The organism is Streptomyces sp. S6, assembly GCF_054880855.1.
In genome coordinates this window covers 1-18,399 of sequence record NZ_JBTYMC010000121.1, presented here as the reverse complement: position 1 = coordinate 18,399, position 18,399 = coordinate 1, and the positions used below count along the sequence as shown (strand labels likewise).

General features: G+C 69.6%; 18 protein-coding genes. 13 read left to right on the top strand and 5 right to left on the bottom strand.

The window, feature by feature from the left end:
* The first annotated feature begins 3 nt into the window (after positions 1-3).
* Positions 4-1,569 (top strand): LCP family protein, encoded by a 1,566-nt coding sequence (locus tag ACVNF4_RS18510; protein WP_461803940.1) that lies wholly within the window; start codon positions 4-6, stop codon positions 1,567-1,569.
* A gap of 309 nt (positions 1,570-1,878) precedes the next feature.
* Positions 1,879-3,636 carry an LCP family protein gene (locus tag ACVNF4_RS18505; protein ID WP_461803939.1) on the top strand — a complete coding sequence of 586 codons (1,758 nt, stop codon included), beginning with the start codon at positions 1,879-1,881 and terminating at the stop codon, positions 3,634-3,636.
* Here ACVNF4_RS18505 and ACVNF4_RS18500 read toward each other — a convergent pair.
* Entirely contained in the window at positions 3,626-4,639 is a 1,014-nt protein-coding gene (locus tag ACVNF4_RS18500; protein WP_461803938.1) for a glycosyltransferase family 2 protein, read from the bottom strand. The genes ACVNF4_RS18505 and ACVNF4_RS18500 overlap by 11 nt on opposite strands.
* Before the next feature lie 286 nt (positions 4,640-4,925).
* On the opposite strand from ACVNF4_RS18500, the gene ACVNF4_RS18495 reads away from it, so the two are divergent.
* From ACVNF4_RS18495 to ACVNF4_RS18470, 6 genes are all read left to right on the top strand, one after another.
* Positions 4,926-6,347: an LCP family protein gene (locus ACVNF4_RS18495; RefSeq protein ID WP_461803937.1), complete on the top strand. Its 1,422-nt coding sequence runs from the start codon at positions 4,926-4,928 to the stop codon at positions 6,345-6,347.
* Between the two features lie 79 nt (positions 6,348-6,426).
* Positions 6,427-6,675, top strand: coding sequence for a hypothetical protein (locus tag ACVNF4_RS18490; RefSeq protein WP_461803936.1), 249 nt, complete (start codon positions 6,427-6,429; stop codon positions 6,673-6,675).
* Entirely contained in the window at positions 6,672-7,073 is a 402-nt protein-coding gene (locus tag ACVNF4_RS18485; RefSeq protein WP_461803935.1) for a DNA-binding protein, read from the top strand. The genes ACVNF4_RS18490 and ACVNF4_RS18485 overlap by 4 nt, the downstream gene beginning before the upstream one ends.
* A gap of 114 nt (positions 7,074-7,187) precedes the next feature.
* The gene (locus ACVNF4_RS18480) at positions 7,188-8,489 is read left to right on the top strand and encodes an LCP family protein (protein ID WP_461803934.1); all 1,302 of its coding nucleotides are present in this window, start codon (positions 7,188-7,190) and stop codon (positions 8,487-8,489) included.
* A complete protein-coding gene (locus tag ACVNF4_RS18475; RefSeq protein WP_461803933.1) occupies positions 8,482-9,105 on the top strand; it encodes an HAD family hydrolase in 624 nt (207 codons plus the stop codon). The genes ACVNF4_RS18480 and ACVNF4_RS18475 overlap by 8 nt, the downstream gene beginning before the upstream one ends.
* 135 nt (positions 9,106-9,240) lie before the next feature.
* A complete protein-coding gene (locus tag ACVNF4_RS18470; RefSeq protein ID WP_461803932.1) occupies positions 9,241-12,231 on the top strand; it encodes a S8 family serine peptidase in 2,991 nt (996 codons plus the stop codon).
* Between the two features lie 51 nt (positions 12,232-12,282).
* Here ACVNF4_RS18470 and ACVNF4_RS18465 read toward each other — a convergent pair whose 3' ends face one another.
* A complete protein-coding gene (locus ACVNF4_RS18465; protein WP_461803931.1) occupies positions 12,283-13,074 on the bottom strand; it encodes an SAM-dependent methyltransferase in 792 nt (263 codons plus the stop codon).
* 198 nt (positions 13,075-13,272) lie between these two features.
* On the opposite strand from ACVNF4_RS18465, the gene ACVNF4_RS18460 reads away from it, so the two are divergent.
* Positions 13,273-14,637 (top strand): eCIS core domain-containing protein, encoded by a 1,365-nt coding sequence (locus ACVNF4_RS18460; protein ID WP_461803930.1) that lies wholly within the window; start codon positions 13,273-13,275, stop codon positions 14,635-14,637.
* Positions 14,638-14,658: 21 nt separating this feature from the next.
* Here the strand turns inward: ACVNF4_RS18460 and ACVNF4_RS18455 are convergent, their stop codons facing one another.
* From ACVNF4_RS18455 to ACVNF4_RS18445, 3 genes are all read right to left on the bottom strand, one after another.
* The gene (locus tag ACVNF4_RS18455; protein WP_461803929.1) at positions 14,659-15,036 is read right to left on the bottom strand and encodes a VOC family protein; all 378 of its coding nucleotides are present in this window, start codon (positions 15,034-15,036) and stop codon (positions 14,659-14,661) included.
* A gap of 235 nt (positions 15,037-15,271) precedes the next feature.
* Positions 15,272-15,601, bottom strand: coding sequence for a PCC domain-containing protein (locus ACVNF4_RS18450; RefSeq protein WP_461803928.1), 330 nt, complete (start codon positions 15,599-15,601; stop codon positions 15,272-15,274).
* Positions 15,573-16,358 carry a helix-turn-helix domain-containing protein gene (locus tag ACVNF4_RS18445; protein WP_461803927.1) on the bottom strand — a complete coding sequence of 262 codons (786 nt, stop codon included), beginning with the start codon at positions 16,356-16,358 and terminating at the stop codon, positions 15,573-15,575. Before ACVNF4_RS18445 ends, ACVNF4_RS18450 begins: the two co-directional genes overlap by 29 nt.
* 181 nt (positions 16,359-16,539) lie before the next feature.
* Between ACVNF4_RS18445 and ACVNF4_RS18440 the strand changes: the two genes are divergently transcribed.
* From ACVNF4_RS18440 to ACVNF4_RS18425, 4 genes are all read left to right on the top strand, one after another.
* The gene (locus tag ACVNF4_RS18440; RefSeq protein WP_461803926.1) at positions 16,540-16,743 is read left to right on the top strand and encodes a hypothetical protein; all 204 of its coding nucleotides are present in this window, start codon (positions 16,540-16,542) and stop codon (positions 16,741-16,743) included.
* Positions 16,744-16,926: 183 nt separating this feature from the next.
* Positions 16,927-17,376, top strand: a complete 450-nt coding sequence (locus tag ACVNF4_RS18435) for a hypothetical protein (protein ID WP_461803925.1) — start codon at positions 16,927-16,929, stop codon at positions 17,374-17,376.
* Positions 17,377-17,383: 7 nt separating this feature from the next.
* Positions 17,384-17,773, top strand: a complete 390-nt coding sequence (locus ACVNF4_RS18430) for a hypothetical protein (RefSeq protein WP_461803924.1) — start codon at positions 17,384-17,386, stop codon at positions 17,771-17,773.
* A 185-nt stretch (positions 17,774-17,958) separates the two neighbouring features.
* Complete coding sequence (locus ACVNF4_RS18425; RefSeq protein WP_461803923.1) at positions 17,959-18,297, top strand: hypothetical protein; 339 nt, start codon at positions 17,959-17,961, stop codon at positions 18,295-18,297.
* Positions 18,298-18,399 lie beyond the last annotated feature (102 nt).

Genomic DNA, 18,399 nt, shown 5'->3' with positions numbered 1-18,399 from the left:
GCGCTGCCCGGCGGACCCGGACGGGACGTGCCGGGACCCCGGCGGCGCAAGGGCGGTGCCCCCGTCGAGGAGCCGCTGCCCGGACGGCGTGGCCGCAAGCCCGTCAAGAAGAAGTCCAAGGGGAAGAAGATCCTCGTGTGGACCGGCGGGACCATGGCGTTCCTGCTGGTCGGCACGGCGGGCGCCGCGTACCTCTACATCGAGCACCTCAACGGCAACATCTCGTCGTCCTCCACCGACGGCGCCGGCACCGGCGGGTTCAGCAAGGACAAGGCGATCAACCTCCTGCTGATCGGCACCGACAAGCGGACCGGCGCCGGGAACGAGGGGTACGGGGACGCCGAGAGCGTCGGGCACGCCGACACCACGATCCTGCTGCACGTCTCCAAGGACCGGACCAACGCGACCGCGCTGTCCATCCCCCGCGACCTCATCGTGAACATCCCCGACTGCCCGACGACGCTGAAGGACGGCACCACCAAGGTCGTCCCCGGCTCGACCGGCCAGCGGTTCAACACGAGCCTCGGGCAGGAGGACCGGACGCCGAGCTGCACCATGCGGACCGTGACCGAGCTGACCGGGATCACGCCGGACAACTTCATGGTCGCCGACTTCAACGCCGTCAAGACGCTGACGTCCGCCGTGGGCGGGGTCGAGGTGTGTCTCGCCAAGGACATCAACGACAAGGACTCGCACCTCAAGCTGTCCAAGGGGACGCACAACATCGAGGGTGAGCAGGCGCTCGCGTTCGTGCGGACGCGGCACTCCGTCGGGTTCGGCGGGGATCTCAGCCGGATCCAGATCCAGCAGCAGTTCCTCAGCGCGCTCATGCGGAAGCTGAAGTCCAACGACACGCTGTCCGATCCGACGAAGATGATAAAGCTGGCCGAGGCGGGGACGAAGGCGCTCACCGTCGACGACGAGCTCGACAGCATCGGCAAGTTGAAGGATCTCGGGCTCGAACTGGGCAAGCTGAACATCAAGAACCTGACGTTCACGACGATCCCCGTCATCGACAACCCCGCCGAGAAGGTCAAGGCGACCGTCGTCCTCAACCAGTCGACCGCGCCGACCGTCTTCCAGATGATCCGCGACGACGTGTCCTTCACCGAAGTCGCCCAGCAGGCCCGCGAGTCCAAGTCGGCCGCCGCCGCGGAGGCCGCCGCCCGACTCAAGGGCCCCCAGTCCACCGCCTCCGAGGTGCGCGTCCAGGTCATGAACGGCGGCGCCGTCGCCGGCAGCGCCCAGGAGACGCTGAGCTGGCTCCAGAACGACGAGGGCGTCACCAAGTCCGAGAACGCCGGGAACGCGCCTGCCGCACTGGCGCGGACGACGCTGGAGTACGGGCCCGAACAGGCCGCCCAGGCACGGAAGTTGGCCGCGATCATGGGGTTGTCCGGCGCCGCGCTGAAGCCCGGGAAGAGCGTCACCAACTCCCAGGGACTGCCGACCATGACCCTCACCCTCGGGAAGGACTTCAAGGGGGCGGGGGCTTCACTGACCACGCCTGCGAAGGTGCCGGACTCTGTGAACAAGTCGACTGCGGACAAGGTGGAGTGCGCCAAGTAGTCGGCGCGGGGTTCCTTGCGGGGGGCCATCGGGGAGCCCGTCCGGTGGCCTCCACGTACACGCAGTGCGCGCTCTCGATGCCAAAGACCGTGCGGCGCAGGGGAGTTGACCCCTTTTGGCCGGGCATTCCGGGCCGCCCGCAGGTAAGGGAACAGTAAAAGGGTCGTCGTGTCGCCGGGTGGGGGAACCCGGGACGCTGTCGGACGTCTTGTACAACGCGGGGGCGCTCCCGTGTGTCTCAGAAGATGACGCGGGCGACGCACCGGGTCGGGCGGGCTCGGGGTGGTCTCGGGCCGGGGAGGGCAGGGGATGGCGCAGAGCAGTGCGGTAGAGGGGGAGGGGGCCGTGTCCGAGGAGACGTCGGCACCCGAGGAGAAGGCTGCCGAGGGGAAGGCCGTCGAGGAGAAGGCCGTCGAGAAGACGGATGAGGAGACGACCGCCGAGGAAGCACCCGTGTCGGAGGCGTCTCCGGAGACGAAAGCCGCCGCCCCCAAGGCATCCCTCACCAAGGCACCCCCGACCAGGACACCTCCCCTCGACGCACCCCCCTCCCCCACCCGCCGCACCCGCCGCCGCCGAATACTCCGCTGGTCGGCGAGCGTGCTGGCCGTCGTCATACTCGGGACCGCCGGCGCCGGCTACCTCTACTACGAGCACCTCAACGGCAACATCCGCAGCGACGACCTGAACCTCGGCGACGCGAAGGACCGTGCGGCGACGACGAAGGTGAACTCGGCGGGGCAACGCGCGTTGAACATCCTGCTGATCGGGTCGGACGCGCGGGACACCGAGGAGAACCAGAAGCTGGGCGGCGCGAAGGACACGTTCGGCGGCCCGCCGCTCGCGGACGTCCAGATGCTGCTGCACGTGTCGGCGGACCGGAGCAACATGTCGGTCGTCAGCATGCCGAGGGACACGCTGCTGGACATCCCGAAGTGCTCGGACCCGGACACGAAGAAGACGTACACGGCGAGCACGAGAGTGATGACCAACGAGTCGCTGGGCCGGGGCGGCCCCGGCTGCACGGTGGCCACCTGGGAGAAGCTCACCGACATCCACATCGACCACTTCATGATGATCGACTTCGCGGGGGTCGTGTCGATGGCGGACGCCATCGGCGGCGTCCCCGTCTGTGTCGACTCGAACGTCTACTCGCACACCTCCACCGGCAAGGGCTCCGGCCTGAAACTGGCGAAGGGCACGCACTCGATCAAGGGCGAGCAGGCGCTCCAGTGGCTGCGCACGCGCTACGGCTTCGAGGACGGCAGTGACCTCGGCCGGGCCAAGGCGCAGCACATGTACATGAACTCGATGGTCCGCGAACTGCGCTCCAGCGCGAAGCTCACCAGCCCGAACAAGCTGCGCAAGCTCGCGGAGGCGGCGACCAGCGCGATCACCGTCGACACCGGCCTGGACACCATCACGAAGATGTACGACCTGGCGACGGAGCTCCAGAAGGTCCCGACCGACCGGATCACGATGACGACGATGCCGAACCGGTACGTCGGCGCCCGCGTCGAGCCGACCGAGGACGCGGAGAAGGTGTTCCGCATGGTCCGCGAGGACATCGCGCTGGACGGCAAGGACACGGGCAGGGCGACGGCGTCACCGAGCCCGAGCGCCACGCCGGTCACCCCCGTCTCCGACCCGGTCGGCCGGATCGCCGTGCAGGTCCACAACGGCACCCGCACCGACATGCTGGGCTCCGTCCGGGGCCGGGCCTCGGAGGTCGCGGACGCGCTGACGTCGAAGGGGTTCACGCAGGCCGTGGCCGACCCGTCCGCCGCGACGTCCGAGGCGTCCACCGTCGTCCGCTACCCGAGTGCCGACCTCCAGGGCAACGCGCTGCGGGTCGCGCAGGCGCTGGGCATCCCCGCCAGTGCCGTCCAGAAGTCCACCGACGTCTCCGGGGTGACGCTGGTCGTCGGGGCGGACTGGCGGACGGGGACGGCGTACAAGGCGCCGAAGCCGCAGCCGGCCGACACCAAGGCGCCGGACACGGCTCAGGCGATCAACGCGTCGGACACGAGCCAGTGCATGCACGTGAACCCGTCGTTCAGCTGGTGAGGACCGCCGGACGGCGGGACGCGATGACCTTCCTGGCCAGCGATTTGGGGCTGGTCAGGAAGCCGAACCCCCAGCACATGTGCATGGTGGCGAGGGCGACGGGGATCTGGGCGCGGGCCTTGAGCCCGAGGCCCTTGCCGGCCGGCAGCGACCCGGCGACGATCGCCGCGAGGTAGCCGCCGGGGACGACGAAGGCGAACGGCGTCACCAGGACACCCAGGACGACGCCGAGCGCGATCGCGCAGACGGCCGCCGGGGGCGCCAGGTACCGGAGGTTGATGGAACCGGCGTGGTAGCGCGCGACGACGTGCCGCCAACGGCCGTAGTCCTTGTACTGCTTGGCCAGCGCCTGCACCGAAGGGCGGGGCCGGTACGACACCTTCAGCTCCGGCGAGAACCAGATCAGGCCGCCCGCCTCACGGATGCGGAAGTTCAGCTCCCAGTCCTGGGCGCGGATGAACTCCTCGTTGTAGCCGCCCTGTTGCTCCAGTGCCTCCCGCCGGAACACCCCGAGATACACCGTCTCCGCCGGCCCCGCCTGACCGCCCGTGTGGAACGCCGCGTTGCCGACACCGATCTTCGACGTCATGGCCGCCGCGACGGCCCGCTCCCAGTCGTTCTCCCCCTCGGCGTGCATGATCCCGCCGACGTTCTGCGCCCCGGTCTCCTCCAGGAGCCGAACGGCGGTCGCGATGTAGTTCGGGGAGAGCATGCCGTGGCCGTCGACGCGGACGACGACGGGGTGCCGGGACGCCTTGATCGCGGCGTTCAGCGCGGCGGGGGTGCGGCCGGTGGGGTTCGGCACCGTGTGCACACGGGGGTCTTCGGCGACGAGCTGGGCCGCGATCTCGTCCGTACGGTCCTTGGAGGGGCCGAGGGCGATCACGACCTCCATCTCACCGTCGTAGGCCTGGGCGAGGATCGCCTCGACGGCGCCGCGCAGGTGCCGCTCCTCGTTGAGGACCGGCATGATCACGGACACAGCGGGGGGCATGGCGTTCATAGGGGGCTCACGTTACCGCGAACGGGGGACAGCGATGCGCGCCGCCGCCGTCCGAAGATCGTATGGGCCTACGGTGCGCAGAGCCTGTGTCACATCCCCGGTCGGATCAGCGCACGTCGTCTGGTGCGTGCAATCGCAAGGCGCCGGAGCGCCCTCGTGGCGGAGCCACGTGGGTGGTTCGGCAACGCGGCGAGTGTGCGTGCCAGGCGGCGTGCGCCCGGCCGGGGGTGGGACACAGGCTCTGAGGCTCCCCCACGTACGGCCGCCGCCCGGAGGTGTCCCCCACATGCCCGCAGCCCCCCGTCCTCGCCGCCGCCCCCCTCGTCGTCGTACCCGTCCGCGCTGGGCGCTGCGGCTGGCGACCACCTTCTCCGTCGTCGTGCTGGCGTCCGCCGGGATCGGGCACTCGATGGTGGCCACGCTGGAGGCGGACATCGCGCGCGTGGACCCGTTCAAGGACATGAAGAACCGGCCGCGCGCGGGGCACGGGATGAACGTGCTGCTCGTCGGGACCGACGGGCGCGACAAGATCAGCGAGGAGGAGCGGCGGAAGTACCGGCTGGGCGGTGCGCCCTGCCACTGCACCGACACGATCATGATCGTCCACATCTCCGAGGACCGGGACCGCGCCAGCGTCGTCAGCCTCCCGCGCGACAGCTACGCCGACACGCCCCCGCACATCGACGACACCACCGGGCAGCGCCACAAGGGGCATCCGATCCGGATCAACGCGGCGTACGCGGAGGGCGGGCCGCAGCTGACCGTCCGGACCGTCGAGTACATGACCGGCGTGAAGATCGACCACTACATGGAGGTCGACTTCACGAGCTTCATGAAGACGGTGGATGTGCTGGGCGGGGTGAAGATCTGCACGTCCGAGCCGTTGCGGGACTCCTACACCGGCTTGGATCTCTCCCCCGGCACCCACACCCTCCTCGGCGGCGAGGCCCTCCAGTACGTCCGCTCCCGGCACGCCGACGCGTCCTCCGACCTCGGCCGGATGAAACGCCAGCAGCGTTTCCTGGCCGCCCTCGTCGACCGGACGACGTCCTCCGGCATCCTCTTCAACCCGCTGCGGTTCCGTGACGTGACGCGGGCGGTCCTCGGGTCGGTGCGCGCGGACCGGGGTTTCGGCACCGACGAGCTGATCGACCTCGGCCGTGCGATGCGGAACTTCTCCCCGTCGTCCTCCGAGTTCATGACCGTGCCGATCGGGCAGATGGGATACGCCGTGAAGGGCATCGGCTCGACCCTGAAGTGGGACCCGGTGCGGGCCGGTCGCGTCTTCGAGGCCCTCCGCGACGACAAGCCCCTGTCCACGGCCCGCCCCCGCGCGTCCGCCGTCCCCGTCGTCGAGGTCGCCCCGGCTTCGATCCACGTCCAGGTCGAGAACGGCTCCGGCACCGACGGGCTCGGCCGCCGCGCCGACACCGCCCTCACCAGCGCCGGCTTCCACACCACCGGCAAGCCGGTCACCTCCGCGTCCCGCGTCGACCACACGGTCGTCCAGTACGACCCTCGGTGGGATCGCTCGGCTCGGTCGTTGGGGGTCGCGTTGCCGGGGAGTGAGCTGCGGGCCGTCAAGGGGCTGGGGGCGACGCTCAAGGTGGTCGTGGGGGTGGGGTTCGAGGTGCGGAAGGTTCGGGTGCGGGAGGCTGAGGGGGGTTCTGGGGTGGTTCGGGGGGATGAGGTGGGGTGCGGGGATTGAGGCTGGGGTTCGTCCGGGACCACTGCGGAAATCGCAGCACGGAAAACCCGGTCTGCGCATACCGCAGTATGCTCTATCCATGGCGGAAACGACGCGCATCACGGTTACGTTGCCGACGGAGCAGGTTGCCGAGTTGAGGAAGCTCACCGACAACGTGTCCGGGTATGTCGCTGAGGCGGTGGCGCGACAGTTGCGGCATCAGTTGCTCGGTGGCGACCTGGTACGGCATCAGGAGGAGCAGGGGGAGTTCACGGAGGAGGAACTGGCCGAGGCCCGGTCAAGGATCTTTGAGACGGGCCGGTCCGGCGAGTCTGCGAGCGCCGCGTGATCGAGCATGTCGAGACCGTCGTCCTGGACTCTGAAGGGCTCTCCGCCTGGATCGCCCAGGACCGCACGATTCTCGCGATGTTCCAGGTGTTCCACACAATGGGCGCCGACTTCGTCATCGGCGCCAACACCATCGTGGAGGTCAGCCACGCGCGGGTGAACACGCCTCGCCTCCGGTGGGTGCTCTCCCGCGTGAAGGTCGAACCGGTGACCGAGGGCGCGGCGACAGCGTCGGCGGAACTGCTCAAGACCGCCGGTCTGCACGGCCACAAGTACGCGATCGACGCGACCGTCGCCGAGATGGCACTGCGCCAACCTGGCCCGGTGGCCATACTGACCTCGGACGTCGACGACATGGCCCGGCTGTGCGGCGACCGCGTCCGGCTCATCGGCATCTGAGAGGGCAACCTCGACGTCGACGAAGCGAGACTTTGTGTCGGCTTGGCAACAGCCGGGATCTGATTTTCCGACGGGGGTTGTATAGGGGACGGGCCTGACCGGCACACTGTGCGCATGAACGATTGGCCCGAGGGATGGTCCGGTGACAACCGGGGTGGCGGTCGCGGGAACGCGGGCGGCGGCTACGGCTACGGCAGCGCGCAGGCTCAGCCCGAGGGCGCGCAGGTGATGCGGCAGGTGCGGAGGGGGCCGACGGCTCCGCCGGGGTACGGGGTGCCGAATCAGCAGCCCGGCCAGCAGTCGTACCAGGATCAGGGCCAGCCCCAGTATCTGGACCAGGGCGGCGGGCCGCAGAGCGACGGGTACAACACCGGCCAGGTGTACGGCGGTGGCGGCGGACAGGGCGGGCTCGGGCGTACCCAGGGTGAGCGTCCCGCGCCGAACTGGCGCAAGCGGATCAAGTGGACGGCGATCGTGGTCGCCAGCGTGCTTGTCGTGACGACCGTCGGGACGTACTTCTGGGCGGACGGCAAGCTGCGCAAGGAAGTCGACCTGTCGAAGGTCATCGACCGGCCCGACGGCGGGGACGGGACGAACTACCTGATCGTCGGGTCGGACAGCCGGGAGGGCATGTCCGCCGAGGAGAAGAAGAAGCTGCACACCGGGTCCGCGGAGGGGAAGCGGACGGACTCGATGATGATCCTGCACGTCGGCGGGAACGGGGACACGCTGATCTCGCTGCCGCGCGACTCGGACGTCGAGCTGCCGACGTTCGTCGGATCGCAGTCCGGCAAGACGTTCAAGGGCACCGGCAAGCACATCAAGCTGAACGCCGCGTACGCGACGGACGGTCCCGAACTCCTCGTGCGGACGGTCGAGTTCAACACCGGCCTGCGGATCGACCACTACGTCGAGATCGGGTTCGCCGGGTTCGCCAACATCGTCGACGCGGTCGGCGGTGTGGAGATCAACATCGACAAGGCGTTCAAGGACAAGTACTCCGGCGCCGACTTCCAGGCGGGCAAGCAGACGCTGGACGGCCAGCAGGCGCTCGCGTTCGTCCGGACCCGGCACGCGTTCGCCGCGTCCGACCTCCAGCGGACGAAGAACCAGCAGAAGTTCCTCGCGGCGCTGGCGCACGAGGTCGCGACGCCGGGAACGATCCTGAACCCCTTCGCGTTGTACCCGACACTGGGCGCGGGCCTCGACTCGCTGATCGTCGACAAGGACATGGGCCTGTGGGACCTGGGCTCGATGTTCTTCGCGATGAAGGGCGTCAACGGCGGGGACGGCGTCTCGATGAACATGCCGATCTCCGGCTCCACGGGTGGCAACCTCGTCTGGGACAAGACGAAGGTCAAGCAGCTCGTCAAGGAGCTGAACAACGACGAGAAGGTCACCGTCACCAGTGACTGACAGCCGCTCCCTCCCCTTCGACGCCGTCCTGTGTGACGTCGACAACGTCCTCCGCCGCTTCGACAGCTCCGGCGTGCACGCGCTGGAGCGCGCGGCGGGCCTCACGGAGGGGACGACGTTCAAGGTGGCGTTCGCTCCGGAGACGGACCTCCCGTTGCTGCTCGGCCGCATCACCGGCCAGGAGTGGGTCGCCGCCATCGCCGAAGGCCTGTCCGGTCTGGTCGACGAGTCCACGGCCTGGGACCTCGGCCGCGCCCTGCTGGAGTCGCCGTTCCACCGGGACGACGCCGTCGTCGCCCTCCTGCGCCGGGCCCGCGTCCACGTCCCGCTGGTGCTGGTCACCAACGCGTCGGTGGAGCTGGAGGCGGATCTCGCCGAGATGCAGCTGACGGACCTCGCCGACCATGTCGTCAGCAGTGCCCGGGTCGGTCTCGCGAAGCCGGATCTGCGGATCTATCAGCTCGCCGTGCGGTTGGCGGGGGTGCCGGCGGAGCGGTGTCTGTTCGTGGACGACACGCTGGAGAACGTCGAGGCGGCGAGGGCGCTCGGGATGAGGGTGGTGCACTTCCGGGAGGCGGCGGATCTGGAGCGGGCGCTGGAGCCGCTGTTCGCGTGACCCCAAACGCGACTCACGTGAATATGCCGTGAATCTCTTGAGTTCTCAAGATTATCTGCTTTCCCCGGCAGCCCCCGCGTAACAGGATGTCGGTCGTCTCGGGGGATTCGACCACTCCAAGGGGGAAGTTCCGCCTTGTCCCAGCACCACCCCGGCCGGCGCCGCACAGCGCCCCTGCTGGCCTCCGCCGTCGTCGGCGGCCTCGCCCTGGCGCCCGCGGCACCCGTCCTCGCGGCTCCCACCCAGAAAACGTCCTTCACCGCCGGCATCTACTTCGTGCAGCTCTCCGAACAGCCCGTCGCCACCGACCCGGCGACGGCCGCCGAGCCCGGCACCCGGCTGGACATCGCGACCGACGCCGTCCGCGACCACGTCCGCAAGCTCAAGCGGGAGCGCGACGGCGTCCTCGACGCGGTCGACGGCGTCAAGCCGCTCTACAGCTACCAACTCCTCCTCAACGGCTTCGCGGCGAAGCTGACGGCCGGCCAGGCGAGCGAACTGGCCCGCACGCCGGGTGTCCTCGCGCTGACCCGGAACGTCATGAGCCACCCCTTGGCCACCGCGAGGACGGCCGGCACCCTCCCCGCCGCCGACACCGCCGGCTTCCTCGGCCTGAAGAAGCCCGGCGGCCTCTACTCGAAGATCCCCGGCGGGCAGCGGAAGGCCGGCGCCGGCATGATCCTCGGCAACCTCGACACCGGCATCTACCCGGACAGCCCGTCGTTCGCGCCGCTCCCGGCGGACAGCCTGGAGCAGGCGACGGTGGACCGGAAGTGGAAGGGGAGCTGCGACCCCGGCCAGGACCCGAAGCACCGCATCACCTGCAACAACAAGCTGATCGGCGCCCAGTACTTCAACAAGGGCATCACGGCGCCGAAGGAGAACGACTGGCCGTCCCCGCTGGACGGCGAGTCGCACGGTTCGCACACCGCGAGCACCGCCGCGGGCAACGCGGACGTCACCGCGAGCGTCCCCGACAGCGGGATATCCGGCGCGAAGATATCCGGCATCGCCCCGGCGGCCCGCATCGCCGCCTACCGCGTCTGCTACACGGACGGCTGCGGGAGCGTCGACATCGTCGCCGCGATGGAGAAGGCGGTCGCGGACGGCGTCGACGTCATCAGCTACTCGCTCGGCGGCTCCAACACCGAGAAGGCGAACGGCCCCACGTACCTGGCGATGCTGAACGCGGCCCGCGCCGGGGTCTTCATCTCTGCGTCGGCCGGGAACTCCGGTCCGAACACCGCCTCCAACGGTGTCCCGTGGGCGACGACCGTCGCCGCCTCCAGCCACGACATCGGCTACCAGGGCACGGTGACCCTCGGCAACGGCAAGAGCTACAGCGGCGTCAGCATCGCCGGTTCCGGGGTGCCGTCCGCGCCGCTCGTCGACGGTGCGAAGGCCGCGAGGAGCGGGGCCAGGGCCGAGGACGCGGCGCTGTGCCTGCCGGACACCCTCGACCCGGCGAAGGTCACGGGCGCGCTGGTGGTCTGCGCGCGCGGCGGCAACGCCCGTACCGACAAGAGCGCGCAGGTCAAGGCGGCCGGCGGGGTCGGCCTGGTGCTGTACAACCCCCTCGCGACGGACGAGGAGGTCGCCGACGCGCACACGATCCCGGGCGTCCACCTCGCGAAGGCGGCCGGGGAGGCCGTGAAGGCGTACGCGGACGGCGCGGGTGCCACCGCGTCGCTGGCCGCCGCCGAGGCCGTCCACCAGGAGGCGCCCGTCGTCGCCGGGTTCTCCTCCTCCGGGCCCGACCTGAACAGCGAGGGTGACCTCCTCAAGCCGGACGTCACCGCGCCGGGTGTGGACATCGTCGCGGCCGTCTCCCCCGGCACCCCCGGGTTCCCGGGCCGGCAGGGGGTCATGTCGGGGACGTCCATGTCGGCGCCGCACGTCTCCGGACTCGCCCTGCTGCTGCGGCAGTTGCACCCGAAGTGGACGCCGATGGAGGTCAAGTCGGCGCTGATGACGACGGCGGCCACCGAGGACAGCGCGGGCAAGGCGATCCGGCGGGCCGGGGGCAGCGTCGCCACGCCGCTCGACTACGGCTCCGGGCACGTCGTCCCCACCAGCGCGGCCGACCCCGGGCTCGTCTACAACTCGACGGCCGGCGACTGGATCGCCTACCTCTGCGCGATCGGCCAGGCGCCGGTGACGACCGACGGGCGGGACGTCTGCGCGCGGGTGCGGAAGACCGACCCCAGCGATCTGAACATGCCGTCCATAGCGGTCGGCGATCTGGCGGGCGTGCAGACCGTGACGCGTACGGTGACGAACGTGTCGTCGACGACCGGTGTGTACACGGCGTCGGTGGAGACGCCGGCGGGGTACCGGGTGACGGTGTCGCCTTCCAGGCTGACCGTGCGGCCGGGTGGCTCGGCGACGTACAAGGTGACGTTCACGCGAGCCGGTGCCGCGTACGGCAAGTGGGCGTTCGGGGCGGTCGGTTGGGCCGACCGGACGCACAAGGTGCGGTCCGTGGTGGCGCTGCGGGCGGCCGAGGTGAACGCGGCGTCGTCCGCCTCCGGGCGGGGTGCCCGCGGGTCCGTCGTCCTCACGCCCAAGGCGGGGTTCGACGGGACCTTCACGACGGCCGTGAACGGGCTGTACGCCGGGACGACGCGGACGGGCACCCTCACGGGGGCCGGTGACGTCGACCCGGCCAAGCCGTCCGCGCACACCGCCGTGAGCAGGCTGACCGTTCCCGCCGGGACCGCTCTCGCGCGGGTCGCCATCGTGTCGTCCGACTTCAAGGCGGGCAGCGACGTCGACCTGTGGGTCGTCGACAAGGACGGCAACGCGGTGTCCTCGCCGGGGGCCGGGAACAGTGAGTACGTCGATCTCGCGGCGGGGACGTACGACGTGTACGTCAACCAGGCGGTCGCGCCGGGTGGTTCGGGGAGTCAGCGGTACACGCTGCACACGTGGCTGATCGGGAAGGGCGGGAAGCCGGAGGTGAAGGCGGCGGTCTCGCCGGCCGCGCAGAAGGTGAGGCAGGGGGCCGTCGCTCGGTCGACGGTGTCCTGGAAGGGGCTGAAGGCCGGGCGGGTGTATCTCGCGCTGGTGACGTACGGGGACGGCCGTAAGGGCGTGGGGAGTACGGCGCTGACGGTCATCCCTTAAGGGTGGTCGGGGGCGGGCTTCCGGTGCCGGGGGCCCGCCCTTTCCGTTTGCTCATTGCTTGCGGGCCACCCCCGCGAAGTGCGTCACCGCCCCGATGTCCGCTCCCGTGCCGTCCGGGCGCCAGCGGGTGCAGGTCACCACGCCGGGGTCGAGGAGTTCGGCGCTCTCGAAGAGGCGGATGAGTTCGGCGCGGCTGCGCAGGGTCATCGGGGACGAGCCCTGGGCGTTCCAGTACGAGACGCCCTCGGTCATCGCCGGGCCGTCGACCTCGGTCGTCGGGTGGGAGATGACGACGTGGCTCCCCGGGGGGACGGCGGCCAGGAGGCGGCGGACGATCGAGGCGGCCTCGTCGGTGTCGAGGACGAAGTTGAGGACGCCGAGGAGGGTGATGGCGACCGGGCGGGTGAGGTCCAGCGTCTCGGACGCCTTCCGCAGGATCGTCTCCGGGTCGTGGATGTCGCCTTCGAGGAAGACGGCCGCGCCCTGCGGGGTGCTCGTCAGCAGCGCGTGCGCGTGCGCGAAGACGAGGGGGTCGTTGTCGACGCAGACGACCTTGCAGGCGGGGTTCACCCGCTGGGCGAGCTCGTGCGTGTTGTCGGTGATGGGCAGGCCGGTCCCGATGTCCAGAAACTGCCGGATGCCGATGTCCCCGGCCAGGTGCCGGACGGCCCTCGCGAGGAACCGCCGGTCCGCCACCGCCGAGCGGGGCAGCTCCGGGACCAGCGCGACGATGTGGTCGCCGACCTCCGCGTCGACCGGATAGTGGCCCATCCCGCCGAGCCAGTAGTTCCATATCCGGGCGGAGTGTGACACATCGGACCGGAAGTGAGATGCCCCGAGCATGGGTTCCAAGGTAGATCCGGAACCTGCCCTTCTGGGGCATCTTTCGGACACTTGTTTCCTACATCTCACGCGCGGCGCTTCGTGGATCGCACGAGGGTCTGCCCCTACGGGTAGCCGTCCTGCCCCTTCTCCTCTCGTGTCCGGAATACGCGCACTGGTAAACAAGGGGGTCAACCCCCCTCAGAACAAGGAGCCGGTGTGCGGGCACGCGAAAGTCGGGATGACGCGCGGGAGAGCGCGGCGGGGACGGCGAAGCGGTCCGCTCCGCGGGTCGGCGGGCCGCTGGGGCTGCAACCGGTGATCGGGAACGCCGCCGTCGTCCAGATGCTGCGTGCGCACCGGCACGGCGCCGGGTGCGGGCACGACGAGGAGCCCGCCGTCCAGCGGTCCGCCGTGCACGGGGTGCTGCGCGGGAACGGGCGTCCGCTCGATCCGACCGTGCGCGACGACATGGAGGGACGGCTCGGCGCCGACTTCTCCGACGTACGACTCCACACGGGGGCCGAGGCGAGGCGGTCCGCCGCGGAGATCGGGGCGCGGGCCTACACGTCCGGGAACCATGTCGTCATCGGGGACGGGGGCGGGGACCGGCACACCCTCGCGCACGAGCTGACGCACGTCATCCAGCAGCGGCAGGGGCCGGTGTCCGGGACGGACAACGGGGCCGGGCTGTCGGTGTCCGATCCCGGGGACCGGTTCGAGCGGGAGGCGGAGGCGAACGCGCGGCGGGTGATGAGGGGGGCTCCCTCGGGCTTGGGGGGCGCTGGGGGTTCTTCTGAAGGTGCCGGGGTCGTGCAGCGGATGAAGCGGACGCGGGCCGACGCGGAGGACGCGGAGGGTCAGGTGAACGCGGACGCCGTCAACTTCATCGCCGCGGCGAACGAGGACACGTACTCCGGCGGGAAGGGCTGGAGGATCGCCAAGACACCGGAGGCGGCGGCCTGTTGGGAGTGGGCCGTGCGGGCCGCCGCGGACTCGGGCGGGCTGGACCGGGGTGAGTACTGGGACTACCTCATCAGCGTGTCCCAGGAGGGCGACGTACGGGAACTCGACCAGTTGGAACCCGCCGTCAGGGCCGATCTGGACCGGCTGCGGGGGGACGTGACGGCCGCGGGCCTGAACTTCGACTTCGACAATCTCGACCCTCAGCACGACGAGGCCACCATGCGGCCCCTCATGGAAGAGGCGGTCCGGACGTTCGTCCGCGCACACGGCTTCCAGATCGCCGGGGCGGACCCTGCGGGGTGGATCGTGTGCCACTACAAGATGGACGGTTCCTTCGGCGTCCCCGAGCACTTCTGGATCGAACTCCCCACCCCCAGCGGTGACCGCGTCCTCCTCCAGACCGTCCCCGACATCCCCTACATCGAGGCCGGCAAACCCAACCTCCGCTGGCACGACCCCGGCAGCATCCCGGAGCGGGCGCACGAGCAGGAGGCGTACGTGACCATCGAGGTGCCGGTCGCGGCGCTCAAGGGGGCCCACTCCGCGATCATCAACGGCGTCGTGGAACGAGTACGCCGCACGCGGCGCAAGGCCGGGGAGTCTTCTTCGGCGCGGTGAGGGGGTGTGGTTGGGGCGGGCCTAGATCCGGCAGAGGCAGAAGGGGTGTCCCGCAGGGTCCAGGAACACCCTGAACCCGTCCTCGTCCACCCTCCGCACGACCCGCGCCCCCAACTCCAGCACCCTGCGCTCAGCCTCGTCGACCTCGTCCCACGTTCCCCCGGCGTCGACGTCGATGTGGAACTGCTGCTGGTCGTGGGGGCGGGACGGCCACACCGGGGGGACATGGTCCGGCGCGAGGTTGAACGCGAGACGGGGGCCGCCGGGGACGTGCAGGACGACCCAGTCCGCCGCCTCCGCCTCCGGCTTCCCCCCGACCACCGCCGCGTAGAACTCCGCCAGCGCCAAGGGGTCGGGACAGTCGACGACCACGGAACGGAAACGGCCTACAGCGGGCATGGGCGATGCCTCCTTGGTTCGACGCTCCGGCAGACAGGACGGGTGCCCCGCAGGATCTCCGGAGCCTCCATGGTGAACGACGCCGCCGCCGCTGCGGGTGCAGGGGGCTTTCGGCATGGTCCGCACCGGCTCCGACCTCAAGGTCGCACATCGTGCATGCCTTCACGATCGCGCCGACAGCACGAAGCCCCGCTGTTCCGGTCGGCCTTGGGGTCCTGCGGGGCTTTCTTGCATTTCAGCAGGGCAGCACGTAGGCCCTGGCGAACCATGTTCCGACCTGCGCACGGTGCACATGGCCCGATACCCCTCGGTCGCCTTCGACCGCCATGGTCGCGTGGATGTGCACGGTGCCGTCCGTGATTTCCCCAGTGCCGTGGATCTCGGCGGGCAGGTCGTAGTCCGTGATCACGTCGGCGGAAGCGTCGGAGGCGGGCATGGTGGAGACAGTGAAGGTGTCCACTGCTCCGATGAGGGAGACGATCGCGCCGTTGGTGATACCCAGTTCCTTCGCACGCTGAGCGATGGTCTCCAGCAGCTCAGCGTTCTTGACCTCGATTACGTGCACGGTGGGGTTCCTTGCCGAGTAGGGGGCTGATTTCCCGGAGCATTACAGCCGAGCACCAACGTGCGCCGGCGTCACGGGGGTTCGTCACTTCGGCGGAAAACCGCGCGGCGAGGAACGACGCTTTCATGGGCATCGAACAGGGGTCGGCGGCGAGCCGTGCGGCGGTCGCCCAGTCGAGTCCGCAAACCCGTGAGGTTACGGCGGTCGCGTACAGGTGCCGTGCTTCGTGGTCGTTGGTAAGCGTGCGGCAGACGTCGGCGGCGGGATCTTGCCCCGGAACCTTGGCGAGGATTCCAGCGGCGTTGACCCTCAACACGGGGTTTGAGCCGTCGTACATCCAACGTTTCAGCCTGCTAAGACATGAGGCGTCGGCGAGAGAAGCGATCACAAGGTCAGTGCCGTGTGTGGTCTGAACGGTGGTCAGCGGCCCCCAGTCGCTACTGGCGATGCTGGACACCATCTCGCCTGCCAGCGCGCCGTGCGTAGCGGTCAGCGCTGTAAGGCGCATGAAGTCTCTACGGTCCATACGGCTGAGGTTAGCTTCGTACTCCAGCACGGAGAAAGGGACGTCCAGACTCTGGGCCAGCCGTTCGAGCCAGAAGGCAGAGGGGATGACACCGCCTTCTACTCGCTCCCAACGGCTGATGCGCTCGCGGCCAATGGCGATCCCTGACGCATCGTGAAGTGTTCGGGCTAACTGCCCCTGAGACAGCCCTTTGGCCTCTCGAAGGTCCTTGATCAATTGCGCGATAGCCACGTGACCATAGTGGCACCAAGCGTGGCACTAGCACCGGAGTTCCGTTGACCTGACGGTTGGTATGGAGCAGACCCCCGCGACGTTCGAGCGTCCGGGGGCATGGCCACCAACCATGTGGAGGTTGACGACAATGAGCAACAGTACAAGCCCGAGTGGACGGCGCAGAAGGGTTGTTCGAGCTGTGCCGGTCGCTGCGGTCGCGTACTCGACCTACGCGCCTCGCGGGCACACCTGCGGCGACTGCAAGTCCCTGATCAGCTCCGGCACGCTGGTCGTGCGTCTCGTCGACGACCACGTCGCGAACGGTCAGGCCAGTCCCGACTACCGGCACGTCACCTGCTTCTACCCGAAGCCGCGAAGGGGGACCCGTGGTGGTCACCGCTGAACACATCGGGCAGGAAGTCACCAACGGCGAACGCACCGGAATTCTCCAGACCTTATGGCTGGGGCACGCGTGGGTACGGCCGGACGGCGGAGGGGTCGAGTAGACGGCGTCCCCGTCCGAACTGTTCCCCCTCGACTCATGGGAGGCCGACCAGCACTCGGCCGTGGGACGGAAGGAGCTGCGATGAATCCGGAACGTGCCGCCGCGAGGCAACGCGTGCTGGACGAACGTGAGTTGGTCATCCGGCGTTATCGGCTGGGCACATCCCTCAGCGGCCTTGCCGAGGAGTACGGGGTGACCGCCGGCTGGTTGGGGAGGCGGTTCGACGAGTGGGGCGAGCAACGCCGCAACCTCGTCGACGCGTTGCTGTACCGGCGGGCCGGTGCCCGTGTGTTCAGGGGGCGTGCCCGACGCCGCAGCAGCGCGGAAGTCACGCAGGCACGCGCCGAGTTCGTCCGGGCGCGGGGGAGTGTCGTCGACCGATACCGACAAGGCGTGTCTGCGGCGGCGTTGGCCCGCGAGTTCCGGGTCAGTCCGACGTTCGTCGCCGAACGGCTCGTCGAGTGGGGGGTCATCCGGCGAGAAGGGGGCGACCCGGTGTCGTCCGTCCAGCACGTCTCAACCGATCTGTGAGGGCGTCATGTTGCAGTGCACCGGGGTCAGGCTGCTGCCCGTGCCGGAAGTGCTGGCCTTGTTGGAGTCGGCGCCCGAAGGGGCGTACGAGGACTGCGAGTTCGCGGAGGGGTACGTCTGCTGCGAGCTGGCGGAAGGGCATCCGGGCGAGCACGCCGACTTCCTGTGGGACGGGGAGGCCGAGGACGACGGGCAGTGGATCCTGTGGGGCGAGGACGGGTTCCGGTTCGCGATCCTGCGCTGGTGCGAGGCCTCGCATGCCGACGGCGACGCCTGCGGGCTGTTCGGCGCGCATCCCCTCGTCCACGCCTGGGACATCGTCGACCCCACCGTCGAGACACTGCTCCAGGACCTGGCCGCAAACCCGGAGAGCTGGGGGTTACCGGGGGACCTGTAGCAACACACCACCCCGCACTCGCCATCTGCCTGTTTCCGTGTTTCCCAAAACGTCGTCAGGCAGCGGGTGTTGGTGCTAGCGTGCGCTGCACAACATCAAAAAAGGTGGCCCCGCCAGGACTCGGAGTGTTGGAAGCACTCCGCTGACGGGGCCGCGACGACAACCCGACTAAGGAACCTGTCGCCATGCGCAACCTTATCGCGCATGCCATCTCGGCGTGCCTGCGTACCCTCTTCTCCCTCCTGCTCCCCGCCACGGGCAAACGCCGCAAGCAGCCCGCCACCCCGGCACCCACCCCCGCGCCCCAGCCGTACGTGAGCCCCTGGTCCCGACCGTGGACCGGCCCCACGAAGGAAGAGGCAGCGGAATTCTTCCGCCGACAGGCCGCAGCGGACGCTGAGCGCGAAACCCGCCTCCAGTACGAACGCCGACAGGCAGCGGCATACGCGAGCCTCGGCATGGACTACCCGTACACCTACGACGGCGCCCCCTTCAGCGCGGAGGACTTCAGGGCAAGCGCGTAACCCCCACCGCTCACGGGCGGACCACCCGGTCCGCCCGCACAGTGGGCCACGTCCACACCTGAGCCTGAAGTCCTGGCAAGTTCGGGCAAGTTACTCGCCACA

Bases quoted from the DNA above. Each gene is read 5' to 3' on its own strand.
- ACVNF4_RS18455 (WP_461803929.1), bottom strand. From the start codon at position 15,036: ATGCCCGCTGTAGGCCGTTTCCGTTCCGTGGTCGTCGACTGTCCCGAC.
- ACVNF4_RS18500 (WP_461803938.1), bottom strand. From the start codon at position 4,639: ATGAACGCCATGCCCCCCGCTGTGTCCGTGATCATGCCGGTCCTCAAC.
- ACVNF4_RS18425 (WP_461803923.1), top strand. From the start codon at position 17,959: ATGCGCAACCTTATCGCGCATGCCATCTCGGCGTGCCTGCGTACCCTC.
- ACVNF4_RS18495 (WP_461803937.1), top strand. From the start codon at position 4,926: ATGCCCGCAGCCCCCCGTCCTCGCCGCCGCCCCCCTCGTCGTCGTACC.
- ACVNF4_RS18490 (WP_461803936.1), top strand. From the start codon at position 6,427: ATGGCGGAAACGACGCGCATCACGGTTACGTTGCCGACGGAGCAGGTT.
- ACVNF4_RS18430 (WP_461803924.1), top strand. From the start codon at position 17,384: ATGTTGCAGTGCACCGGGGTCAGGCTGCTGCCCGTGCCGGAAGTGCTG.
- ACVNF4_RS18435 (WP_461803925.1), top strand. From the start codon at position 16,927: ATGAATCCGGAACGTGCCGCCGCGAGGCAACGCGTGCTGGACGAACGT.
- ACVNF4_RS18465 (WP_461803931.1), bottom strand. From the start codon at position 13,074: ATGCTCGGGGCATCTCACTTCCGGTCCGATGTGTCACACTCCGCCCGG.
- ACVNF4_RS18480 (WP_461803934.1), top strand. From the start codon at position 7,188: ATGAACGATTGGCCCGAGGGATGGTCCGGTGACAACCGGGGTGGCGGT.
- ACVNF4_RS18505 (WP_461803939.1), top strand. From the start codon at position 1,879: ATGGCGCAGAGCAGTGCGGTAGAGGGGGAGGGGGCCGTGTCCGAGGAG.